Annotated in this window: 21 protein-coding genes and 2 tRNA genes; 15 read left to right on the forward strand and 8 right to left on the reverse strand. The window is 66.8% G+C overall.

Annotated features, from left to right (window positions below; all coding sequences use genetic code 11):
• Window positions 1–6: 6 nt before the first annotated feature.
• Together sseA and AC07NY_RS20375 are read right to left on the reverse strand one after the other, a co-directional pair.
• Window positions 7–864, reverse strand: a complete 858-nt coding sequence (sseA, locus tag AC07NY_RS20370) for a 3-mercaptopyruvate sulfurtransferase (RefSeq protein WP_494585321.1) — start codon at window positions 862–864, stop codon at window positions 7–9.
• 33 nt (window positions 865–897) lie between these two features.
• Complete coding sequence (locus AC07NY_RS20375) at window positions 898–1,614, reverse strand: alanyl-tRNA editing protein (RefSeq protein WP_494585322.1); 717 nt, start codon at window positions 1,612–1,614, stop codon at window positions 898–900.
• Between the two features lie 165 nt (window positions 1,615–1,779).
• Between AC07NY_RS20375 and AC07NY_RS20380 the strand changes: the two genes are divergently transcribed.
• Window positions 1,780–2,562 carry an SDR family NAD(P)-dependent oxidoreductase gene (locus AC07NY_RS20380; RefSeq protein WP_494585323.1) on the forward strand — a complete coding sequence of 261 codons (783 nt, stop codon included), beginning with the start codon at window positions 1,780–1,782 and terminating at the stop codon, window positions 2,560–2,562.
• 193 nt (window positions 2,563–2,755) lie between these two features.
• Here the strand turns inward: AC07NY_RS20380 and AC07NY_RS20385 are convergent, their stop codons facing one another.
• Entirely contained in the window at window positions 2,756–4,210 is a 1,455-nt protein-coding gene (locus AC07NY_RS20385) for a cryptochrome/photolyase family protein (protein ID WP_494585324.1), read from the reverse strand.
• 382 nt (window positions 4,211–4,592) lie between these two features.
• Here AC07NY_RS20385 and AC07NY_RS20390 point away from each other — a divergent pair, with 382 nt between their 5' ends.
• On the forward strand, window positions 4,593–4,850 hold the full coding sequence (locus tag AC07NY_RS20390) for a hypothetical protein (RefSeq protein ID WP_494585325.1): 258 nt from the start codon (window positions 4,593–4,595) through the stop codon (window positions 4,848–4,850).
• 79 nt (window positions 4,851–4,929) lie between these two features.
• The gene (locus AC07NY_RS20395) at window positions 4,930–5,073 is read left to right on the forward strand and encodes a hypothetical protein (RefSeq protein WP_336814580.1); all 144 of its coding nucleotides are present in this window, start codon (window positions 4,930–4,932) and stop codon (window positions 5,071–5,073) included.
• A 235-nt stretch (window positions 5,074–5,308) separates the two neighbouring features.
• Here the strand turns inward: AC07NY_RS20395 and AC07NY_RS20400 are convergent.
• Window positions 5,309–5,382 (reverse strand) — tRNA-Cys (locus AC07NY_RS20400).
• Window positions 5,383–5,551: 169 nt separating this feature from the next.
• Here AC07NY_RS20400 and AC07NY_RS20405 point away from each other — a divergent pair.
• The 4 genes from AC07NY_RS20405 (at window position 5,552) to AC07NY_RS20420 (ending at window position 8,908) form a co-directional block, all read left to right on the forward strand.
• A tRNA-Asn gene (locus tag AC07NY_RS20405) sits at window positions 5,552–5,626 on the forward strand.
• A gap of 193 nt (window positions 5,627–5,819) precedes the next feature.
• A complete protein-coding gene (locus AC07NY_RS20410; RefSeq protein ID WP_494585326.1) occupies window positions 5,820–6,461 on the forward strand; it encodes a protein-L-isoaspartate O-methyltransferase family protein in 642 nt (213 codons plus the stop codon).
• Window positions 6,462–6,620: 159 nt separating this feature from the next.
• Window positions 6,621–8,036 (forward strand): TolC family outer membrane protein, encoded by a 1,416-nt coding sequence (locus tag AC07NY_RS20415; protein WP_492286321.1) that lies wholly within the window; start codon window positions 6,621–6,623, stop codon window positions 8,034–8,036.
• Between the two features lie 260 nt (window positions 8,037–8,296).
• The gene (locus AC07NY_RS20420; RefSeq protein WP_494585327.1) at window positions 8,297–8,908 is read left to right on the forward strand and encodes a PopZ family protein; all 612 of its coding nucleotides are present in this window, start codon (window positions 8,297–8,299) and stop codon (window positions 8,906–8,908) included.
• A gap of 38 nt (window positions 8,909–8,946) precedes the next feature.
• Here the strand turns inward: AC07NY_RS20420 and AC07NY_RS20425 are convergent, their stop codons facing one another.
• The gene (locus tag AC07NY_RS20425; protein WP_494585328.1) at window positions 8,947–9,177 is read right to left on the reverse strand and encodes a hypothetical protein; all 231 of its coding nucleotides are present in this window, start codon (window positions 9,175–9,177) and stop codon (window positions 8,947–8,949) included.
• Between the two features lie 24 nt (window positions 9,178–9,201).
• Entirely contained in the window at window positions 9,202–9,687 is a 486-nt protein-coding gene (locus AC07NY_RS20430; protein WP_494585329.1) for a pyridoxamine 5'-phosphate oxidase family protein, read from the reverse strand.
• A gap of 189 nt (window positions 9,688–9,876) precedes the next feature.
• Here AC07NY_RS20430 and dps point away from each other — a divergent pair, with 189 nt between their 5' ends.
• From dps to AC07NY_RS20465, 7 genes are all read left to right on the forward strand, one after another.
• Window positions 9,877–10,428, forward strand: coding sequence for a DNA starvation/stationary phase protection protein Dps (dps, locus tag AC07NY_RS20435; RefSeq protein WP_494585330.1), 552 nt, complete (start codon window positions 9,877–9,879; stop codon window positions 10,426–10,428).
• A gap of 148 nt (window positions 10,429–10,576) precedes the next feature.
• Window positions 10,577–13,396 (forward strand): valine--tRNA ligase, encoded by a 2,820-nt coding sequence (locus AC07NY_RS20440; protein ID WP_494585331.1) that lies wholly within the window; start codon window positions 10,577–10,579, stop codon window positions 13,394–13,396.
• 46 nt (window positions 13,397–13,442) lie between these two features.
• Entirely contained in the window at window positions 13,443–15,074 is a 1,632-nt protein-coding gene (locus AC07NY_RS20445; protein WP_494585332.1) for an alkaline phosphatase D family protein, read from the forward strand.
• A gap of 161 nt (window positions 15,075–15,235) precedes the next feature.
• Window positions 15,236–15,817, forward strand: a complete 582-nt coding sequence (locus AC07NY_RS20450; RefSeq protein ID WP_492286314.1) for a YqaA family protein — start codon at window positions 15,236–15,238, stop codon at window positions 15,815–15,817.
• 390 nt (window positions 15,818–16,207) lie between these two features.
• The gene (gene ilvD, locus AC07NY_RS20455) at window positions 16,208–17,938 is read left to right on the forward strand and encodes a dihydroxy-acid dehydratase (protein WP_494585333.1); all 1,731 of its coding nucleotides are present in this window, start codon (window positions 16,208–16,210) and stop codon (window positions 17,936–17,938) included.
• Window positions 17,939–17,963: 25 nt separating this feature from the next.
• Window positions 17,964–18,881: a tetratricopeptide repeat protein gene (locus tag AC07NY_RS20460; RefSeq protein WP_492286312.1), complete on the forward strand. Its 918-nt coding sequence runs from the start codon at window positions 17,964–17,966 to the stop codon at window positions 18,879–18,881.
• A 197-nt stretch (window positions 18,882–19,078) separates the two neighbouring features.
• Entirely contained in the window at window positions 19,079–19,312 is a 234-nt protein-coding gene (locus AC07NY_RS20465) for a hypothetical protein (RefSeq protein WP_492286311.1), read from the forward strand.
• 69 nt (window positions 19,313–19,381) lie between these two features.
• On the opposite strand, the gene xth is transcribed toward AC07NY_RS20465, so the two are convergent.
• Window positions 19,382–20,161, reverse strand: a complete 780-nt coding sequence (xth, locus tag AC07NY_RS20470; RefSeq protein ID WP_492286310.1) for an exodeoxyribonuclease III — start codon at window positions 20,159–20,161, stop codon at window positions 19,382–19,384.
• A 135-nt stretch (window positions 20,162–20,296) separates the two neighbouring features.
• The gene (locus AC07NY_RS20475) at window positions 20,297–20,767 is read right to left on the reverse strand and encodes a BA14K family protein (protein ID WP_492286309.1); all 471 of its coding nucleotides are present in this window, start codon (window positions 20,765–20,767) and stop codon (window positions 20,297–20,299) included.
• A 243-nt stretch (window positions 20,768–21,010) separates the two neighbouring features.
• On the opposite strand from AC07NY_RS20475, the gene AC07NY_RS20480 reads away from it, so the two are divergent.
• Complete coding sequence (locus AC07NY_RS20480; RefSeq protein WP_492286308.1) at window positions 21,011–21,586, forward strand: TIGR00645 family protein; 576 nt, start codon at window positions 21,011–21,013, stop codon at window positions 21,584–21,586.
• The last annotated feature ends 191 nt before the right edge of the window (window positions 21,587–21,777 follow it).

The raw sequence follows: 21,777 nt of genomic DNA on the forward strand, positions 1-21,777 counted from the left end.
CCGGGCTCAGCCTTTCTTCGCCGGCCCGGTCGCGATCGGCCGGTCGCTCGCGCCCCATTCGGCCCAGGAGCCGTCATAGAGCGCACGCGCCGGCTTGCCGATCGTCTCCAGCGCGGTCGCGAGGATCGCGGCGGTGACGCCGGAGCCGCAGCTCGTGATCAGGGGCCGGTCGAGATCGGCGCCGGCCTCGGCAAAGGCGGCGGCGATCGCGGCCGGGTCCTTCAGGCTGCCATCGGCGACGAGCGCGGTGGCCGGCACGTTGAAGGCGCCCGGCATATGGCCGGAGCGCACGCCGGGGCGCGGCTCTGCCGCCTCGCCGCGGAAGCGGTCGGCCGGGCGGGCATCGACCACCTGGGCATTGCCGGCGGAAAGGGCTTTTGCGACATCGTCGGCGCTGGCGACGGCGGAATGGTCGAGCCGGGCGGTGAAGCTGCGGTTGGCGCGGGCGCGCGGCGGGCCATGCTCGATCGGCCGGCCCTCGCGCTCCCATTTCGGGAAGCCGCCTTCGAGAATGACGACGTCCTTGGCGCCGAAGGTGCGGAACGTCCAGCGCACGCGCGGCGCGGAGAACAGGCCGAGGCCGTCATAGACGACGATGCGCATGCCGTCGCCGATGCCCATGGCGCCGACACCTGCCGCGAAGGCCTCCGGGCGCGGCAGCATATGCGGCAGGTCGGAGCTCGTGTCCTTCACCGCGTCGATGTCGAAATGCACCGCGCCGGGAATGCGCCGCTCGGCGAATTCGGCGTGGGGATCGCGGCCATGGGCCGGCAGGTACCAGGAGGCATCGACGACGATGACATCCGGCGCGTTCAGGCGCTCGGCCAGCCACTCGGTCGAAACGAAGACGTCTTCACGGGCCATAGGCGTATCCTCTGGGCATAAGCTTGAGCGTTCTCAGGCGAGCGCGATCCGGACGCGCCGGTTCTGCTTGCCCTTCTTCTCGATATCGGTGACCACGACCGTGCCGATCTCGGCGGTGTTGCGGACATGGGTGCCGCCGCAGGGCTGGAGGTCGATATCACCGATGGCGACGAGCCGGACGCGGCCGGAGCCGCGCGGCGGCTTCACCGACATCGTCTTGACCAGACCCGGATTGGAATCGAGCTCCTCGTCGGTGATCCAGCGCTCGGTCACATCGGCGTTGCGGGAGACCAGGGCATTGAGCTTCTCCGAGATCTCCGCCTTGTCGAGCCCGCCTTCGGGGATATCGAAATCGAGCCTTCCATCGCCATCGCCGATCGAACCGCCGGTGACCGGGAAGGCGAGCACGACGCTGAGCAGATGCAAAGCGGTGTGGATGCGCATGCGCTTGAAGCGGCGCTCCCAGTCGAGCACGGCGGTGACCGCCTCGCCCGGCGCGGGCAGGGCCTGCCCCTCGGCGGGAACATGGATGACCCGGCTCTTGTCCTCGGGATCGTAGATCGTCGTGGCGATGACGATCTGGCTGCCGTCGGCGCGGCGCAGATGCCCGGCATCGCCGGGCTGGCCGCCGCCCGTCGCATAGAAATTGGTGCGATCGAGGATGATGCCGCCGCGCTCGTTCACGGCTTCGACCGTCGCGGGTGTTTCCTGGAGATAGGCATCCTGGCGGAAGAGCAGTTCGGTCGGCATGGTCTCGTGTCTCATGGTGGCGCGAGCGCGCCTTCGCGGCGCAGACTGCACCGATTGCCGCCGGGGTGCCACCTCATTGGCGGGATAGCGGGGATGATTTGGGACGCATGGCTTCCTGCCAGGCGATTGGATGCCTAGATGACTATCCGCCAACCCGGAGCCAGCATGGCCTCAGCCCGAATGAAGCCGCAGGACGGCGTCGCCTGGATCACCGGCGCAAGCTCCGGCATCGGCGCCGCGGTCGCGCTCGAACTGGCGCGGCGGGGCTGGACGGTCGCGGTCACGGCCCGGCGGCTGGAGGCGCTGGAGCGTCTTGCCCGCAGCGCCGAGAACCTGCCCGGCCGCATCGTCGCCCATGCCGGCGACGTCACCGATGCGCAGGGGATGCGGGACGTCACCGATACGATCGAGAGCATCCATGGGCCGATCGCCTTGGCCTTCCTGAATGCCGGCATCGCCTCGGGGCAGGGCAAGGCCGTCGATGTCGAGACCGTCGAGGCGGTGGTCGGCGTCAATCTGCTGGGCGTGGCCAAGAGCTTCTTCGCGATCCAGCCGCGCATGGTCGCGCGTGGAGCGGGCCAGATCGCGGTCAACGCCTCGCTCGTCGGCTATCGCGGCTTGCCAGGTGCGGCCGCCTATGGCGCGGCGAAGGCGGGCGCGATCCATTTCTGCGAATCGATGCGCTTCGATTGCGAGGCGGCCGGCATTCGCCTGCAACTGGTCAATCCCGGCTTCATCGAGACGCCGATGACGGAGGGCCGCCGCTTCCCGATGCCGTTCCTGATGACGGTGGAAGAGGGTGCGAAGCGAATCGCCGATGGATTCGAGCGCGGCGGCTTCGAGATCACCGTGCCGCGCCGCCTCGCCTTCATCCTGAAGCTGGCGCGGCTCCTGCCTTACCCGGTCTATTTCGCGCTGATGCGCCGTTTCGCCGAGCGGAGCGGCTGAACGCGTCAGCGTTCTGCTGTTTTGCCGAACCACGCAGGCATCTCACTCTCCTCGAAACCGCGCCGTCATCCCGGGCTTGCCCCGGGATCCATCAAAGGGCTCGGGAGCTCTATGATGGATCCCGGATCGGCGCTGCTGTGCAGCTTGTCCGGGATGACGATGTGTTTCCGAGGAAAGGCGCTGCAGTCCCGCCTCAGCTGCTGCGAATCGTGGCGAAGGCATCGAGCGCCCGCTGGCGCCCGAAGGCGAGATCGACGAGCGCGGCAGGGTAGGTCTCGCCGATTCGAATATCGGCCTCGCGCAGGGCCTTCTCCGATGCTTTCCAGGGCTGGTGGATGTCCTTGTCCGACAGCCCCGCCAACTCCGGCACCCATTGGCGAACGTAAGCCCCCTTGGGATCGTGGGTTTCGCCCTGCGTCACGGGGTTGAAGATGCGGAAATAGGGCGAGGCATCGGCGCCCGAGCCCGCGACCCATTGCCAGCTCGCGGCGTTGTTGGCGGCGTCGGCATCGACCAGCGTGTCCCAGAACCAGGCTTCGCCGGCCCGCCAGTCCTGCAGCAGGTGCTTGATCAGGAAGGAGGCGACGACCATCCGCACGCGGTTATGCATCCAGCCGGTGGTCCAGAGCTCGCGCATGCCGGCATCGACGAGCGGGATGCCGGTCTGGCCGCGTTGCCAGCGGCGGAGCGCGTTGTCGTCTGGCCGCCAGGGAAAGGCGTCGAAGCGCGAATCGTAGTTGCGGGTCGCAAGCTCCGGATTGTGGAAGAGCAGGTGGTGCGAGAACTCGCGCCAGCCGATCTCGGAGAGGAATTTCTCGGCGTCGCGCTCCGATCCAGCCGCTTCGCCGGCGGCACGGGCATGCTGAAGTGCGTGCCAGACCTGCCGCGGCCCGATCTCGCCGAAATGCAGATGCGGCGAGAGCCGCGATGTCGCGGCCCGGTCCGGCCGGTCGCGGTCCTCGGCGTAACCGGCAAGGCCGCCGCCGATGAAATCATCGAGCCGCTCGGCGGCGCCGGCTTCTCCCGGCGTCCACTCGGCCCGCAAGCCGCCGGCCCAGTCCGGCTTCGTCGGCTCCAGCCCGAGTTCACCCAGCGACACCGTCAGGGCCTCAATCGAAGCGGGCAGGGGCGCCGCCGGGATTCGCGCGGGAGCGGGAACCGGAGCATCGGGCTCTCCCTTCTGACGGGCCGCGCGCCAGTAAGGCGTGAAAACCTTCATCGGCTGCCCGGTCGTGGTCGTCACTTGCCACGGCTCGTTCAGGAGATGGCTGTTGAAACTGCGGACGGTGATTCCGCGCCCGGAGAGGTCTTCCTTGAGCGTGCGGTCGAGTGCGATCTCCGCCGCCTCGTAGCGACGATTCCAGGTGACCTGCTTGATATCGGCTTCGGCCGCGATACGCGGCAGCAATTCCGCCGGATCGCCTTGCATCAGCAGAAGTCGACCGCCCTTCGCCGTTAGCGCCTCGTCGAGTGCAGCGAGCGAGCGCGACAGCCACCAACGGGAAGCGCCTCCGAATGGGCGGCGGTCTTTTCCGGTGTCGAGAATGTAGAGACACAGAACCGGGCCGGTCTCGACAGCCGCAGCCAACGCCGGGTTGTCGGCCAGCCGCAGGTCGTTCCGGAACCAATGGAGCGCGCGTTCAGTCATCTTCCCTCGTCCGGCTGGCGGTATCGCATCGTTCGCGATCCGACATCAACGCGGCTCGCGCCGGTTCGGAAGCTGACGAGAGAAAGATTCTTTGGCGACGCAGGCCCGGGCGGCGCATCGACGTTCAGAGCGGTCTGCCGGGGCGATGATGTCGCCGGCTCAGATTTCCAGTGGCAAGTGCAGGACGTCGGCGATCACCCAGGACAGGCCTGCGGTGCCGGCCATGAGGACCGCTACCAGGATTGCTTCGACCATGACGCTACTCCGCCTCAACAGGCAGGTTCCACTAACTAAAATTTTAACGATTTGTAAACGAAATCCTTAAGGCGAATCACAGCCTGAACGATGGCTTCGGATGGACGGCTGTTGGACGATGGACGCATTGCAGGAAGCCGGTCTCGACCTCGAGCTCGGAGAGATGGGCCGGCGGCTGGACCGGTTGTTCACGGCCCGCCGGCCCCGCAACGGAGGGCGGTTCAAGCCCGGCGCTTTCGAGGTTTCAGCGACGGAGGCCGGCACCGGCCGGCTGCGCGTGGTGCTGGATGCCGATCTGCCGGAGGCTGTCGGCCGGACGATTCTGAGCCTCGCAATCAAGCACGGCGCGCGGCAGGGCCGGGGCGACAGCCAGCAGAAGGGCTGAAGGCGCGGGATCGGGTGCCGCAAGGCAAGCTTCCCGTGCGTAGACGGGAACCGGGAGGCGGCTCGGGCGTCCCTTCTTCATGGGCAATCCGAAAAAACCGCCACTGGATTTCTGGCTCTGGCTGGCCGTCATCGGCCTCACCGTGATCGTCGCGGTGTCGTCGATGACGTTTCCCGAACGGGTTGCGCCGGATTCGTTTCAATCACGCTCCGAGACGCGCTGATACGCAGCCAAAAGAGAGAGCCCCACCGGCCGTGCCGATGGGGCTCATCTGGGCCTCCAGCCCCCGCCCGGCCGGCCGTCGCCACCGGGCACCACTCGAAAATTCGCAAGTGTAATGTCGGGCGGGTGAATTGGTTCCCGAACCAAACGGTTATCCGCATCCAGCGCGAGCGGGATGTGATGCGGGGCTGGTCAAATCGGGGAAAAGCGCGAGGAGATCAGCGCTGGAATTCTGTTGGAGGCCTCGCCCGGAATCGAACCGGGGTGCAAGGATTTGCAGTCCTCTGCGTAACCACTCCGCCACGAGGCCTTCCTGCGGAAACAGCCGCGGCCGCTTCAGCGAGAGCGCACTAACCACAAGCCGCGCCGCGCCGCAACCCGGCATCGCAACTTCCACAGGCCAGACGACAAATCTGCTTGGTCGGCTCGCAAGGGGCTTGCACTATCCGGATCGCACGGCTAAGACGCCGCCACGTTGTTCCCGGATAGCTCAGCGGTAGAGCAATCGACTGTTAATCGATTGGTCGCAGGTTCGAATCCTGCTCCGGGAGCCAGCTTTTCCCTCACATCGACAGATCGTCTTAACCGTCGCTGGTTTATGCCTGCGGTCAGGCGGCGCTTGCCTTTTGCGCGAGCGTCGAACAGAAAGCTGCCGAAGAACGGCGCGATCGCTGCACCGGTTCGTGGCGGCTTCCAGAGCGTCGGCCGCCCCTTGCAGCACCGGCGTCGTGGACGGAGAGTTCGGGCATGGACGATTTTACCTCGCTGCGCCGCAATATGGTCGATTGCCAGCTGCGCACCTATGACATCACCGACCGGGCCGCCCTGGCCGCGGCCGATTCCGTGCCGCGCGAGGCCTTCGTCCCCGAAAATCTCTCGCATCTTGCCTATCTCGATCAGTCGATCCCGCTGCCGGGCACCGGCCGGGCGCTGATGACCCCGATGGTCGCCGTGCGGATGATCCAGCTTTTGGACCCGCAGCCGGGCGAGGCCGTGCTCGAATATGCCGGCGGTTCCGGCTATGGCGCCGCGCTGATGGCGGATATGGGAGCGAAGGCTACGCTCTGGGAGCCTGATGATGCAGCGCGTGCGCTGGCCGAATCGGCGCTTGGTCGTGCCGGTGCCAGCAACGTGACGATCACGGCCGCGCAGCCGGGGGCTGCCAGCTTCGATGCCGTCCTCGTCAGCGGCGCCTGCGAGATCGCGCCCGAATCGCTTTTCCCGCTGCTGCGGCCGGAAGGCCGGCTCATCGCGGTCGAAGGCCTGGGTCGGGCGGCGCGGGTGATGCTCTATATGAAGTCCAGCGACGTCGTCTCCGGCCGGCCGGTCTTCGATGCGGCAGCGCCGGTGCTTTCGGAGTTCCGCCGTCCCGCGGCCTTCGTTTTCTGATGACCGCAGGTGTCGCATTTTTACGGCACTGCACGAACGAAACCATTCCGGCACCGCGCCATGCGTTGGCGAGAGGTGCCGGAGCGGGTATGAAATGTAACTCTGCCGAGGCTGGGGCGATGCCTGGGCGCGACTTTCAGTGCGCACATGAGGCGTCCAGTGCATAAACGCTACGACAAGATTTCCGGACTTGCTCTCTCTGCTGCCTTCGCTTTGGCGCTGGCCGGGGGCTGGGCGGGGCCGGTTTCGGCACAAACCATGGATGCCGCGCTCGCGCGGGCCTATTCAGCGAACCCGACCCTCAATGCGCAGCGCGCCTCGGTCCGCGCGACCGACGAGAACGTGCCGCAGGCAAAAGCGGGCTACCGGCCGCGAATCACGGCTTCGGCCGATATCGGCGCCAGCATCACCCAGTCAGGCATTCCGGCCTTCGCCAGCAGCTCGCCGGTTCACACCACCAACGTGTCCCGCCTCGGCCCGCGCGGCGCCGGCGTGCAGGTCGACCAGAACATCTTCGATTCCGGCAAGACCCGCAGCGCCGTCAGCCAGTCCGAATCGCAGGTGCTCGGCGCCCGCGCCACGCTGCGTAATACCGAGCAGAACGTGCTGCTCGACGCCGCGACTTCCTATATGAACGTGCTGCGCGACACGGCGATCCTCAACCTCAACCGCAACAACGTCGAGGTGCTCGAGGAGCAGCTGCGCCAGACGCGTGACCGGTTTCAGGTCGGCGAGGTGACGCGTACCGACGTCGCCCAGGCGGAAGCCCGCCTGTCATCGGCCCGCTCGCAGGCGATTCTCGCCGAATCGAACCTCAAGACCTCGGTCGCCCGCTTCCGGCAGAATGTCGGCACCGAGCCGCGCTCGCTCGCGCCGGGGCGTCCTGTCGAAGGGCTCCTGCCGAAGTCGCTGCCGGCCGCGCTGACCCAGGCCCTGTCGAACCACCCGGCCATCATCGCCTCGCTTCACGGCGTCGATGCGGCCGAGCTTCAGGTCAAGGTCACCGAGGCCGATCTCTATCCCGTCGTCGGCGTGCGTGGCGTCGTCCAGCAGCGCTACGACACCCAGTTCTCCGGCGACAACCGCTTCTCGGCCAGCATCGTCGGCACGCTGACCATTCCGATCTACGAGGGTGGCCAGATCTACGCCCGCACGCGCCAAGCCAAGGAAACCGCCGGCCAGCGTCGTATCGAGGTCGATACCCAGCGCGACACCGTGCGCGCCGCCGTCGTGTCCGCCTGGGGCGGTCACGAAGCGGCCAAGGCCCAGATCATCGCCGCCCAGGCGCAGGTCGAGGCTGCGTCCACCGCGCTTTCCGGCGTGCGTGAGGAGGCCAAGGTCGGCCAGCGCACCACGCTCGACGTGCTGAACGCCCAACAGGAACTGGTGAGCGCCCGCTCGAGCCTCGTGGTGGCCCAGCGAGACCGCGTCGTCGCGTCCTATGCGGTCCTGTCCGCCGTCGGCAAGCTTTCCGCCCAGTCCCTTAAGCTCAAGGCCGAGATCTACGACGCCCGCGAGCATTACGAGCAGGTCCAGGGCAAGCTCTGGGGCACGCAGACGCCCGACGGTCGCTGATCGCGCTCGCGCAGCAAGCGCCGCATCAGGTCTTCGCGCCCGGATCGGGCGCGACTGCGGCACTGGCTAGCTGCCGCCGAATCGAAGCCTCCCAGAGTGCCGACGCCGCTTTTCCGCCCGATGCCATCGAGCAACAGGGCGGATTTCTCCTGTGGGAGAACGGGTTGGCGCCTTGTCTGACATCGGCGCCGTGGAATACTGCGCTCTTGGAGCGGCGTTGATTCCATCGGCGCGCCCGTTGTCCAACGGTTAGACTCATCATGAGCGCGCAAGCCAAGCCCAACGAACCGTCGATGGAGGAGATCCTCGCCTCCATCCGCCGGATCATTTCGGACGATGAGAAGCCGGCCGAGGAGGCCGCGGCGCCGGCTCCCGAGCGCGAGCCCGAGCCGGAACCCGCACCAGTTGCGGCCATCGACGACGACGTGCTCGACCTCGGGGCAGAGGCGGCGCTGGTCGCGGCGCCTGCGCCCGCACCGGCCGCATTCCCAGATGATTCCGACATCGCCTTCGTCGACGAGGAGCCTGTCGCGGCTCTGCCGCCGGAGCCGCTCGTTGCTCCCGTCGAGCCGCCGCCTGTGTCGATCCAGCCTGCGCCGCAGCCGCAGTTTCAACCCGAGCCTCAGGCCGCGTTCGCGCCGATGCCGGACATGGCGAGCCTGCTGTCGGATCAGGCAAGCTCCGTCGTCACCAATGCCTTCGGCCAGCTGGCCTCCACCGTGCTGAGCAACAACGCGCGGACGCTGGAGGACCTGGTCAAGGACATGCTGAAGCCGATGCTCAAGACCTGGCTCGACGACAACCTGCCGACCATGGTCGAGCGGTTGGTCCGCACCGAGATCGAGCGCGTCGCACGCGGCGGCCGCAGCTGAGGCGGCCACAGGGCCGCCTCCGTCTTGCATTCACCGTGTCAGGCCGCGCGGCCGGTTCGGCGACGCCGCGGGCGTGATTGCGCCTGCTCGAAGGCACCGGCTTCCCTGAGACGCATCAGGCCATAGCCCACCATGGCGAAAGCCGTCGCTGGCGCGCCGAGCCGCGAGACCAGCATGGTCAGGCCCACGGCGACCGGGCGGGGGTAGCGGCCAGACGCCGCCTCGACTGCGAACCAGGCCCCGAGGGCGTGGACCAAGAGCTTCATCATCACATCCTGCTCGTTTCTGCGGGTTTAGAGGCGAACCTTGCGGTTCTCGCCGAGATCGGGCTTGGCGCCGGTGAGCGCCGCTGCCGCCATCTTGACGGTCGTGACGATCTTGCCGGGGCTGTCCCAGAATTCCGCCACGCTCGGCCGGACACGCAGCACGCGGATGTTCGGATCGTTCTCATCGTCCCAGAAGGCGCGGTTGCTGGCATCCCAGAGATGATGCACGCGCTCGCGATCGTCGAGGACGGTCGCCGTGCCCGTCACCGAGACGTAGCGCTGGCCGCCGGTATCGGCGAAGGCGAGGCAGACATTGTCGTTGACCTGGATCTCGTCGTCCTTGTGGTGGCGGCGGTCGGTCAGGAAATAGATCGCGTCATCCGCGCGCTCGCCATGGGCATGCATCGGCCGGGCGCGCAATTCGTCGCCCTGGCCGTCATGGGTCACGAGCATCGCGAACTTGATGGAATCGATGAGGTCCCAGACGCGGGTCTGGTCGCTATGGTGAGGCATGTCGCTCTCCCTGCTGCTGTCGTGGGCTGATGTTGGTCCAACGGGGCGGGACGCGGCTGGTTCCGTGCCGGAAGCAGGCCATCCAACCGGAACCGTGCAGCCGCTCGCGCGTATCAGGAGAGATGCACCGGGTTCGTCCGGCGCCGGCAGCGACGCTGCTCCCAATCCTTCCCGACCCGAGGATTTGCCATGGCCAAGACCGCAGCCAAGACCGCAACGAAGGCCGCGCCGCGCAGCGCACCGAAAAGCTCGACCACGGCCAAGGTGGTCAAATCCAGCCGGGTCGACCTGGCTTCGAACACCAAGACCAAGGTCATCGGCCTGCTGAACGAGCGCCTCGCCGATGGCATCGACCTCTCGCTCGTCACCAAGCAGGCGCATTGGAACCTGAAGGGGCCGGGATTCATCGGCATTCATCTGATGCTCGACGGCTTCCGCGACGAGCTCGACACCCATGTCGACACGGTCGCCGAGCGCATCGCGCAGCTTGGCGGCATCGCCTTCGGCACAACGCAGACGACGGTCCAGGCGACGTCACTGAAGCCCTATCCGACCGAGATCGTCGCCGTGCAGGATCATCTCGCCGCGCTGATCGAGCGCTATGCCGACACCGCCAACAAGGTGCGAGAGGCGATCGACGCCTGCGACGAGGCCGGCGATGCCGACACCGCCGATATCCTGACCGATTATTCGCGCATGCTCGACAAGTCGCTCTGGTTCCTGCAGTCGAACCTGGCCTGAGGCCTGCGCAGGCCATGTAGAACGCCGCGTATCATCGAAAACGTTGACGCGCAGCCCGTGCATGGGTTCTTAAGGGCCGAGACCTTTTTGGCCCGTGATTTTTCCGGCCGGGGCAGGTTCCCCGGCCTTTCTGCGTTCGAGCGATGCGATGATGGACAAGACTTTCGAACCGGCCGCCGTCGAGGCCCGGATCAGCAAGGCCTGGGACGAGGCCAACGCCTTCAAGGCGGGCAGGGGCGCTGCGCCCGGCGCCGAGCCCTATTGCATCGTGATCCCGCCGCCGAACGTCACCGGCTCGCTGCATATGGGCCACGCGCTCAACAACACGCTGCAGGACGTGCTCTGCCGCTTAGAGCGCCTGCGCGGCAAGGACGTGCTCTGGCAGCCCGGCACCGATCATGCCGGCATCGCGACGCAGATGGTCGTCGAGCGCAAGCTCGCCGCCGAGAACCGCACCGACCGCCGCAGCATGGGCCGTGAGGCCTTCCTCGCCGAGGTCTGGAAGTGGAAGGAAGAGTCGGGCGGCACGATCGTCAACCAGCTCCGCCGCCTCGGCGCTTCCTGCGACTGGTCGCGCGAGCGCTTCACCATGGACGAGGGGCTCTCAGTCGCCGTCCTCAAGGTCTTCGTCGGCCTGCACAAGCAGGGGCTGGTCTACCGCGCCAAGCGGCTGGTGAACTGGGATCCGAAATTCCAGACCGCGATCTCGGATCTCGAGGTTCTGCAGGTCGAGAAGACCGGCACGTTCAAATGGCAGCGCGGTGGCGAGGACGAATTCGACGCGGCCAAGCTCGACAAGGCCTTGAGCCGCGACCCGAACGGCCATCTCTATTATTTCAACTACCCGCTCGAAGGCGCGACCTATGACGCCGACGACGCCTCGACCTTCATCACGGTCGCGACGACGCGTCCGGAAACGATGCTGGGCGATACCGGCGTCGCGGTGCATCCGGAGAACGAGACGATCGGCCATCTGATCGGCCGCAAGGCGGTGCTGCCGCTGGTCGGCCGCGTCATCCCGATCTTCGGCGACGACTATGCCGATCCCGAGAAGGGCACCGGCGCGGTCAAGATCACGCCGGCGCATGACTTCAACGATTTCGAGGTCGGCAAGCGCCACCAGCTCGACGTCGTCAACATCCTCGATGGCGAGGCGCGCATCCTGCTCGCCGGCAACGAGGAGTTCCTGGCCCGTGCCAAGCCGGAGGCCGAGACGCTGGCGCTCGACGGCGCCGATCGCTTCGTCGCGCGTCGCCGCGTCGTCGAGATGATGGCCGCGCGCGGCCTGCTCGTGAAGGTCGAGCCCAACACCCATACCGTGCCGCATGGCGACCGTTCCGATGTCGTGATCGAGCCCTGGCTCACCGACCAGTGGTATGTCGATGTCAAGCCGCTGGCGCAGCGCTCGATCAAGGCGGTGCAGGACGGGCGGACCAAGTTCACGCCCGAGAACTGGACCAAGGTCTATTACGACTGGCTGGAGAATATCGAGCCCTGGTGCGTCTCGCGCCAGCTCTGGTGGGGCCACCAGATTCCGGCCTGGTACGGGCCGGATGGCGAGGTCTTCGTCGCCGAGTCGGAAGCCGAGGCGCAGACGCTGGCGATGGCGCATTACGGCGACACCGTCGCGCTGACGCGCGACGAGGACGTGCTCGACACCTGGTTCTCCTCGGCGCTCTGGCCGTTCTCGACGCTGGGCTGGCCCGAGCAGACCGCCGAGCTGAAGCACTATTATCCGACGGCGACGCTCGTCACCGCCTTCGACATCATCTTCTTCTGGGTTGCCCGGATGATGATGATGGGCCTGAACTTCATGGACGAGGTGCCGTTCAAGGACGTCTATATCCACGCCATCGTTCGCGACGAGAAGGGCGCGAAGATGTCGAAGTCCAAGGGCAACGTCATCGACCCGCTGACGCTCGTCGACAAATACGGCGCCGATGCTCTGCGTTTCACGCTGTCAGCCATGGCGGCGCAGGGGCGTGACATCAAGCTCAGCACGCAGCGCGTCGAGGGCTACCGCAACTTCGCGACCAAGATCTGGAACGCCGCGCGCTTCGCCGAATTGAACGGCTGCGCCCGCGCCGAGGGCTTCGATCCGGCCAGCGTCAAGCAGCCGCTCAACCGCTGGATTCTCAGCGAGGCGGCGCAGGCGGCCGAGGAGATCGCGGCCGGCATCCCGAGCTTCAAGTTCAACGAGGCGGCGGGCGCGGCCTATCGCTTCGTCTGGAACCAGTTCTGCGACTGGTATCTCGAACTCGCCAAGCCCGTGCTGCAGGGCGAGGGCGTCGATGCTGCGGCGCGTGCCGAGACGCAGGCGACGGTGGCTTACGTCATCGACCTGATCTGCCAGCTCCTGCACCCGTTCATGCCGTTCCTCACCGAGGAGCTTTGGGCGCAGAAGGCCGAGGCCGGCGCGCCGCGCAAGCTCGTGGAGGGCGATGCCTCGCTGGTCTGCCTGACCCGCTGGCCGGACCTGTCGGCGCTCAAGGACGCGGCGGCGGAAGCCGAGATCGGCTTCGTCGTCGACCTGATCTCGGACATCCGCTCGGTTCGCTCCGAGGTCAACGTGCCGGCCGGGACGCAGGCGCCGCTCGTTCTGGTCAATGCCTCGGCGGCGACGCGGGCGACGATCGAGAGCTGGCGCCCGATGATCGAACGTCTGGCGCGCGTCTCCGATATCGGTTTCGAGACGGCAGCACCGGCCCAGTCGGCCCAGATCATCGTGCGCGGCGAGGTCGCGGCCCTGCCGCTTGCCGGGCTGATCGATCTCGATGCCGAGCGCTCGCGCCTGACCAAGGAACTGGTCAAGCTCGACCAGGACATCGCGGTCGTCGAGAAGAAGCTCGGCAACCCCGATTTCATGGCGCGCGCGCCGGAGGAGATCGTCGAGGAGAATCGCGATCGCAAGGCGGCGGCCGAGGCCCGCAAGCTCAAGGTCGCGGAGGCTCTGACGCGGCTGGCATAGGATCGCCGCGCCGCGGTCGTGTTCGAGGGTAGTGGGGGAAGCCAGCATGTTTCGCCGCGACGCCTTCGGACGTTTCGATCCCGACGATTTCGTCACCGCGATCGGGACGCCCTCGCGCCGATCGCTGCTGCAGGGGCTGGCGGCTTCGGGCCTGCTGCTCATGGGCGGGCAGGCCCAGGCGCAGCGGCTCTGGGCCAACCCGGTCTTCGCGGCCGATCCGTTCTCGCTCGGCGTCGCCTCGGGGGATCCCGCGGCGGACGGCTTCGTGATCTGGACGAAGCTTGCTCCCACCCCTCTGGCGGAGCATGGCGGCATGCCGATGCGGGCCGTCGAGGTCGCGTGGGAGGTCGCCGAGGACGAGGCTTTCGCGCGCGTCGTGCAGCGCGGCACCGGGCTGGCACGGCCTGAACTCGGCCACGCCGTCCATGTCGAGCTAGGTGGCCTTCAGCCGGATCGCTTCTATTTCTACCGGTTCACCTGCGGTGGCGTGCGCAGCCAGGCGGGGCGCGGCCGGACCTTTCCGGCGGCCGGGGCTGCCGTCGAGCGGATGCGTTTCGGCGTGGTCGGCTGCCAGCGCTATGAGGACGGCTTCTTCACCGCTTTCCGCCATGTCGCGGAGGAGCGCTTCGATTTCGTCTATCACTATGGCGATTACATCTACGAGTATCGCACGATCCGGCCGGGCGATCGTCCGTTGCCCGTCGCGCGGGTGATGCCGGGCGATCCCGACGAGATCTACGCGCTGTCCGATTATCGCCGCCGCTACGCGCTCTACAAGCTCGATCCCGACCTTCAGGCGGCCCATGCCTCGGCGCCGTGGCTGGTTTCGTTCGACGACCACGAGATCGACAATGACTGGGCCGGCTTCGTCTCCGAGGAGGCCGGCGTGCCGCCCGAGATCTTCGCGCTACGGCGGGCAGCCGGGTTCCAGGCCTGGTACGAGCATATGCCGCTGCGGCGAAGCGCACTGCCGAACGGTCCGGCGATCCAGGCCTATCGCCGCTTCCGTTATGGCGATCTCGCCCAGATCGACGTGCTCGACACGCGCCAGTTCCGCACCGACCAGCCTTGCGGCGGCGGCTGGCAGGCGCGCTGCGCCGAGGCGCTGGCTCCGGACAAGACGATGCTCGGCCCGGCCCAGGAGGCCTGGCTCAGCGAGGGCTTCCGCCTGCCGCGAGCGCGCTGGAACGTGCTGGCGCAGCAGGTGATGATGATGCGACGCGACAATGACCCGGAGGCCGGCGGCGCCAGCTACCACATGGACAAGTGGGACGGCGCGGCCGCCGCGCGGCAGCGCCTGTTCGACGGGCTGACGCAGGCGCGGATCGCCAATGCGATCGTCCTGACCGGGGACATCCACCAGAACTGGGCTGGCGAGCTGAAGGCCAATTTCGACGATCCGGCCTCAGCGACGGTCGGCGTCGAATTCGTGGCGACCTCGATCACCTCCGGCGGCGACGGTGCGGCGATGACGCGAGCCGGCAGGGTCGGGCTCCAGAAGAACCCCCATATCCGCTATTTCAACAGTCAGCGCGGCTATATGCGCCACAGTGTCGGCAAGGAGCGCTGGCAGGCGGATTACCGCCTGCTCGAGCGTGTCACGCAGGCCGGCGCCAAGGTCGTGACGGGCGCGAGCTTCGTCACCGAGGCCGGCAAGCCCGGCCTGGCGCCCGCGTAGGTGATCGCGTCGTGCCCGGTTCCCGCCACGACTCCGTCTTCAAATTGACCTTCGCGTAAGAGAACGCTGGCATTCTCCCACCGAGACGGTTAGATGCGCATCAGGCGCAAGCCTGCCATGCGCCTCGATGCCAGTAACCCAGGACCGGTTGTTTCGTCACGATGCTCAAGCGAGCCTATGACTGGTGCGTTTCATACGCCTCCCATCCCGCCGCCCCGTGGCTGCTTTTCGGCATCACCTTCATCGAAAGCTCGTTCAGCCCGCTGCCGCCGATTCCGCTGCTGATTCCGATGTGTATCGCCAGGCCGGACCGGGCCTGGTTCTATGCCGGCATCTGCTCGCTCGGCGCGGTGCTCGGCGGCTATCTCGGCTATGCGATCGGCGCGCTGCTCTATGAGTCGGTCGGCGCCTGGCTGATCGGCATCTACGGCCTGCAGGACAAGGCCGCCAGCCTGATCGCGACCTCGCAGGACTACTGGTTCTGGGTGCTCGTGACCAAGGGCCTGACGCCGATCCCGTTCAAGATCGTCACGATCATGTCCGGCTTCCTGCATTTCGACCTGTGGAAGTTCACGATCGGCATGGTCGTCTCGCGCGCCAGCTTCTTCCTGATGATCGCGGTGGCCCTGCGCTTCTACGGCGACGACATCCGCATCTTCATCGAGAAGCACCTGCCGATGGTGGCGCTGGCCCTGCTTGTGGTCATCATCGGCGGCTTCTTCGTGCTGCCGATGGTGCTCTGAGCGGCCGTTCGAAGCCTACCCAGCCCTCATCCGAAGCATGCCTGGAGCCGCCGTCATGCGGCTCCCCAGAGCGCGGGCTCGTGCGCCCCGCAGCCGCCGAAGTCACCGTTACATTACCTTGCTGGCCCCGGTTTTGTGACATCAGCGCAACACCCAGGCGGGATCGGTGTCCGGTGCCACCCCGGCCGCCCCAATCGCCGCGAAGCCGCCACAAACGAGGCCCAGCAAAACGCTGCGTTAAGTGCCTGAGATATATCAAAATCGGGGGTAACGCGCGGAGCCGGGAAGGGTTCCGGACGTTTTTCGAGTTTTCAGGGGCGCGATTGCTCCCGGCAGGCATGGCGTGGCACATCTTCGCGCCGTGCTGATCGGGGGACAGGACGAGTGGCGATGGACGGGCGTGTGTACGACAAGTCGAGGCTGCCGAGCCGCCATGTGAGCGTTGGCCCGGCCAAGGCCCCGCACCGTTCCTATTATTACGCGATGGGCATGACCGCGAAGCAGATCGCGCAGCCCATCGTCGGCGTCGCCTCCTGCTGGAACGAAGCCGCCCCCTGCAACATCTCACTGATGCGCCAGGCCCAGGCCGTGAAGAAGGGCGTCGCCTCCGCCAGCGGCACGCCGCGCGAGTTCTGCACGATCACGGTCACCGACGGCATCGCCATGGGCCACCAGGGCATGAAGTCGTCGCTGGCCTCGCGCGAGGTCATCGCCGACTCGGTCGAGCTGACCATGCGCGGCCATTGCTACGATGCGCTGGTCGGCCTTGCCGGCTGCGACAAGTCGCTGCCCGGCATGATGATGGCGATGGTGCGCCTCAACGTGCCCTCGATCTTCATCTATGGCGGCTCGATCCTGCCCGGCAATTTCAAGGGCCGCCCGGTCACAGTGCAGGACGTGTTCGAGGCCGTCGGCAAGCATTCGGTCGGCGCGATGTCCGACGAGGATCTGAAGGAGCTCGAGGAGGTCGCATGCCCATCGGCCGGCTCCTGCGGCGCCCAGTTCACCGCCAACACCATGGCGACCGTCGCCGAGGCGATCGGCCTCGCGCTGCCCTATAGCTGTGGCGCGCCGGCGCCCTACGATGTCCGTGACACCTTCTGCTACACCGCCGGCGAGATGGTGATGGAGCTGATCGCCCGGAACATCCGTCCGCGCGACATCGTCACCCGCAAGGCGCTGGAGAATGCCGCAATGGTCGTCGCCGCGACCGGCGGCTCGACCAATGGCGCTCTGCACCTGCCGGCGATCGCGCATGAATGCGGCATCGATTTCGATCTGTTCGAGGTCGCCGAAATCTTCAAGAAGACGCCCTATATCGCCGACCTGAAGCCGGGCGGAAAATATGTCGCCAAGGACATGTTCGAGGTCGGCGGCATTCCGCTGGTGATGAAGAGCCTGCTCGATGCCGGCTACCTGCACGGCGACTGCATGACCGTCACCGGCCGCACCATCGCCGAGAACATGGCCTCGGTGAAGTGGAACGACCAGCAGGACGTGGTCTACCGCGCCGACAAGCCGATCACGGTCACCGGTGGCGTCGTCGGCCTGCAGGGCAATCTCGCCCCGGAAGGCGCGATCGTGAAGATCGCCGGCATGCCTGAGGACCAGCTCGTCTTCACCGGCCCGGCGCGCTGCTTCGATCGCGAGGAGGATGCCTTCGAGGCCGTCAAGAACCGGACTTACGAGGTCGGCGACGTGCTGGTCATCCGCTACGAGGGTCCCAAGGGCGGCCCCGGCATGCGCGAGATGCTGTCGACCACCGCTGCGCTCTACGGCCAGGGCATGGGTGACAAGGTCGCGCTCATCACCGACGGCCGATTCTCCGGCGCGACGCGTGGCTTCTGCGTCGGCCATGTCGGGCCTGAAGCCGCCGTCGGCGGCCCGATCGGCCTGATCCGCGACGGCGACATCATCGAGCTCGACGCCATCACAGGAAAGCTCGCAGTCCGCCTTTCTGATGCCGAACTTGAAGCGCGTCGTAAGGACTGGAAACCACGGAAGACCGACTACAATTCCGGTGCGCTGTGGAAATACGCGCAGACCGTCGGCTCCGCCAAAGGCGGTGCCGTCACCCACCCAGGAGGGGCGGCCGAAACCCATTGCTATGCGGATATCTAGCTCAACCATAGCATGCCTGTTCCTGTTGCTGGGCGGCCATCAGGCCGTCCTGGCGCAGGACTTCTCAGGCGCGAAGCCGCTGCTGCCGCCGCGCGCCATTCCGGGCGCGGCGCTGCCGGAGCCGGACGATTCCGGGCCCGGCGGCCATGGCGCAGCTGCCGTCGCCCCCGGCCCCGACACCCCCACGGCCCACACCGCGCTGCCGCTCGTGCCCTTCACCAGCGCCCGCGACGCGCTGAAGGCCTGGATGCGCGATTCCACCGCCGGCAATAAGGTCGGCGCCGTGCGCGCGCTCGAATACGCGGCCTCGCAGGGCCATCTCACCGCCCAGTACAAGCTCGGCCGGATGTATGCCGGCGGCGAGGGCGTCCCGACCAACGATCTCAAGGCCTTCGAGTATTTCTCGAAGATCGCGGACGAGAATGCCGACGCCATGCCCGGCACGGCCGATGCCCGGCTCGTCGGCAGCGCCTTCGTCGCGCTCGGCAACTATTTCTCGGACGGGATCAAGGGCAGCTATGTGAAGCCCAATCCCGACCGGGCCTTCGACATGTTCCACTATGCCGCCTCCTATTTCGGCGACCCGGACGGCCAGTACAATCTCGCCCGCCTCTACATGACCGGGCAGGGCGCCAATCGCGACCCGCGCCAAGCGGCGCGCTGGATGAAGCTCGCGGCCGAAAAGGGCCATGCGCCGGCCCGCGCCGCCTTCGGCGAGATGCTGATCCGTGGTGGCGAGGGCGTGCCGCGCCAGCCGGTTCTCGGCCTGATGTGGCTCGCCATGGCGCGCGAGGGTGCCGATCCGGCCCGCGAGGCCTGGATCATCGAGCGCCATGACGTGGCTTTCGCGGCGGCCTCGGCCAACGACCGTTCGGCGGCTTTGGCCCTGATCGAGCGCCAGCATCTTGGCAGCTCGCGCAACGGCGCCGCGCCTCAGAACTGAGGCGTTGCATCTGAGAAGGCTGCGCTGCCGTATCCCATGCAGATCCTGCTGGGAGTCCTGCCATGCGCCCCTTCACACTACTCTGCCTCGCTGCCTTCTCGTCCTCCATCATGTCCCACGGAGCAGGCGCTCAGGAGCGGTTCGAGGATTGGGCGCCTCTTCGGAACCCATTTCCGAGCACGGGTGGCGGCGGGATCATGATTCACGACTACGATCCTGTCATCGCAGACGGAACGTGCAAAACACTGTTCCGGGCGATCGAGCCGAATGGCACCGTCTATCGCAACAGCATCGTCTTCGACGCTGTTGCGACGCAGGGCGGAGTGCTCTGCACGAACGGCAAATGGCGCTCACTCGACAATGAGGCTGCTGGGACGACGCCGTTCCGTGTCTTCATCAAGGATGGAATCCGACGCGGCAGCGCGGATTGACTGGGGTTCCGCGCATCACTGCATGGCCGCATTCTGCGCGGCGGCGATGCAGTCCGATCGGAAGCCGCTTCAGTGCAGCTCCAGCATGACCGGCACATGGTCCGAGGGCTTGTCCCAGCCGCGGACATGCTTGGCGATTGTCACGCCTGAGAGCCGGTCCGCCGCTTGCGGCGAAAGCAGCAGATGGTCGATGCGGATGCCGTTGTTCCGCTGCCAGGCGCCGGCCTGATAGTCCCAGAACGTGTAGAGCCCGGACGCATCGGTCGTGCTGCGCAGGGCCTCGGTCAGGCCGAGATTGGTCAGACCCCGGAAGGCCGAGCGCGTTTGCGGCAGGAAGAGCGCGTCGCTGACCCAGGCGGCCGGGTCGCGGGCGTCGCGAGGCTCGGGGATGACGTTGTAGTCGCCGGCCAGCACCAGCGGCTCCTCGTGCTCCATGAGCATCCGGGCATGGGTGGTGAGGCGCTGCATCCAGCCGAGCTTGTAGGGGTATTTCTCGGTATTGGGCGGATTGCCGTTGGGCAGGTAGATCGAGGCGACGCGCACCACACCGTCGCCGAGCGGCAGCACGCCTTCGAGATAGCGCGCCTGCTCGTCGCCATCGTCGCCCGGCAGGCCGCGGCGGACATCCTCCAGCCGCGAGCGGCTCAGGATCGCGACGCCGTTGAAGGTCTTCTGTCCGTGCGTCTCGACCTGCCAGCCGGCGGCCTCGATCTCGGCGCGCGGGAAATCGGCATCCACGCACTTGATCTCCTGCAGGCAGAGCGCGTCGGGCTCGGCCTCCTTCAGGAAATCCAGGAGATGGCCGAGGCGCTGCCTGACCGAATTGACGTTCCAGGTGGCGATCCGCACGCGATGCTCCGATTCAGGCTGCCGGCAGGATAAAGCGGGACGGCCGCCATGATGACAAGCCGTTTCCGGCCGAAACGAAAAACTCCCCGCATCGCTGCGGGGAGTCCTTGTCTGCGATCGCGCTGTCGCCTGCTGTCAGGGGCAGGCGCGAACGACGCCGCCCGAGGCGATATAGGTCCCGGTCTCGGGGTTGTAGCTGCGGAAGCGGCGCGAGCAGTAGGCCACGGCGTCGGTGTCCTCGACGCTGTAGCCATAGGCACGCGGCACGGCCGGGGCATAGACCACCGGCGGCTCGACATAGACCGGAGCCGGCGGGGGATAATAGTAGACCGGCGGCGGCGGTGGGGCCGCGAACGCGCCGGCGGCGAGCGCACCACCGATGATGCCGGCGGCGATGCCGGCGCCCACGGCCGGGCCGCGGCGATAGCCGCCGTAGTAGCGCGGGCCGTAGCCATAGCGGCGGTATTGCACGGTCTCGATGAGATCGCTGCCGGCCTGCGTCGTGGCGACGGCAGGGGCCGCGGGAGCGAACGGGGCAGCCGATGCAGGCAGGGCGAGTAGGGTGCCGCCGGCAATGGCGGCAGCGACGGCGAGCGTCCTGATCATGACGAAACTCCTCTGCGGTACCAGGCGAGCGGAACTCCGCATGTTCCCCCGTTTGGATTCGAATGTAGCGGTCCCGTGACCACAGGGAAAGCTAGCAGTCAATCCGGGCATAAATAGGCCGTCACGCTCCCGTCGCTTTTGCTCGCGAAAGCAACGTCGAAGCGCTTGCGCAGACGGAATTTCCTCGCCATCTAGCGCTGCATCCGCATAGCGACACTTTGTTCGAAGGATCGGAAACCGACCATGGCGCAACCGCGCGACCCGTCTGCCCAGCCCGCCGCGCTTGGCCCGTTGAGGCCGCTGCCGGCCATCATCTTCAGCTCGCGCTGGCTGCAGCTGCCGCTTTATATCGGCCTCATCGTGGCGCAGTGCGTCTATGTCTTCCTGTTCCTCAAGGAGCTCTGGCACCTCGTCACCCATGCCTTCGACTTCAGCGAGCAGCAGATCATGCTGGTCGTGCTGGGGCTGATCGACGTGGTGATGATCTCGAACCTGCTGATCATGGTGATCGTCGGCGGCTACGAAACCTTCGTCTCGCGCCTGCGGCTGCAGGGCCATCCCGACCAGCCGGAATGGCTGAGCCACGTCAATGCCAGCGTGCTCAAGATCAAGCTCGCCATGGCGATCATCGGCATCTCGTCGATCCATCTGCTCAGGACCTTCATCGAAGCCGGCAATATCGGCATCGCCGGCAAGACCGCGAGCTATACCGAAGCCGGCGTGCTGTTGCAGACGCTGATCCATGTCGTCTTCATCCTCTCCGCCATCGGCATCGCCTGGGTGGACAAGATGACGTCGACGCCCGGCAAGGCTCACTGACCAGCAAGGTTCACTGACCCGGACGCAGAAACAGAAACGCCCCGCCGGACCGGCGGGGCGTTTTGCGTTTCGGGCTCGCTATTCTTTGGCACAACGGTGTCGTCATCCCGGACAAGCTGCGCAGCAGCGCCGCTCCGGGATCCATCGTAGAGCTCCAGAGGCCTCCGATGGATCCCGGGTCAAGCCCGGGA

Source organism: Allobosea sp. GW821-FHT09G06 (assembly GCF_059416005.1).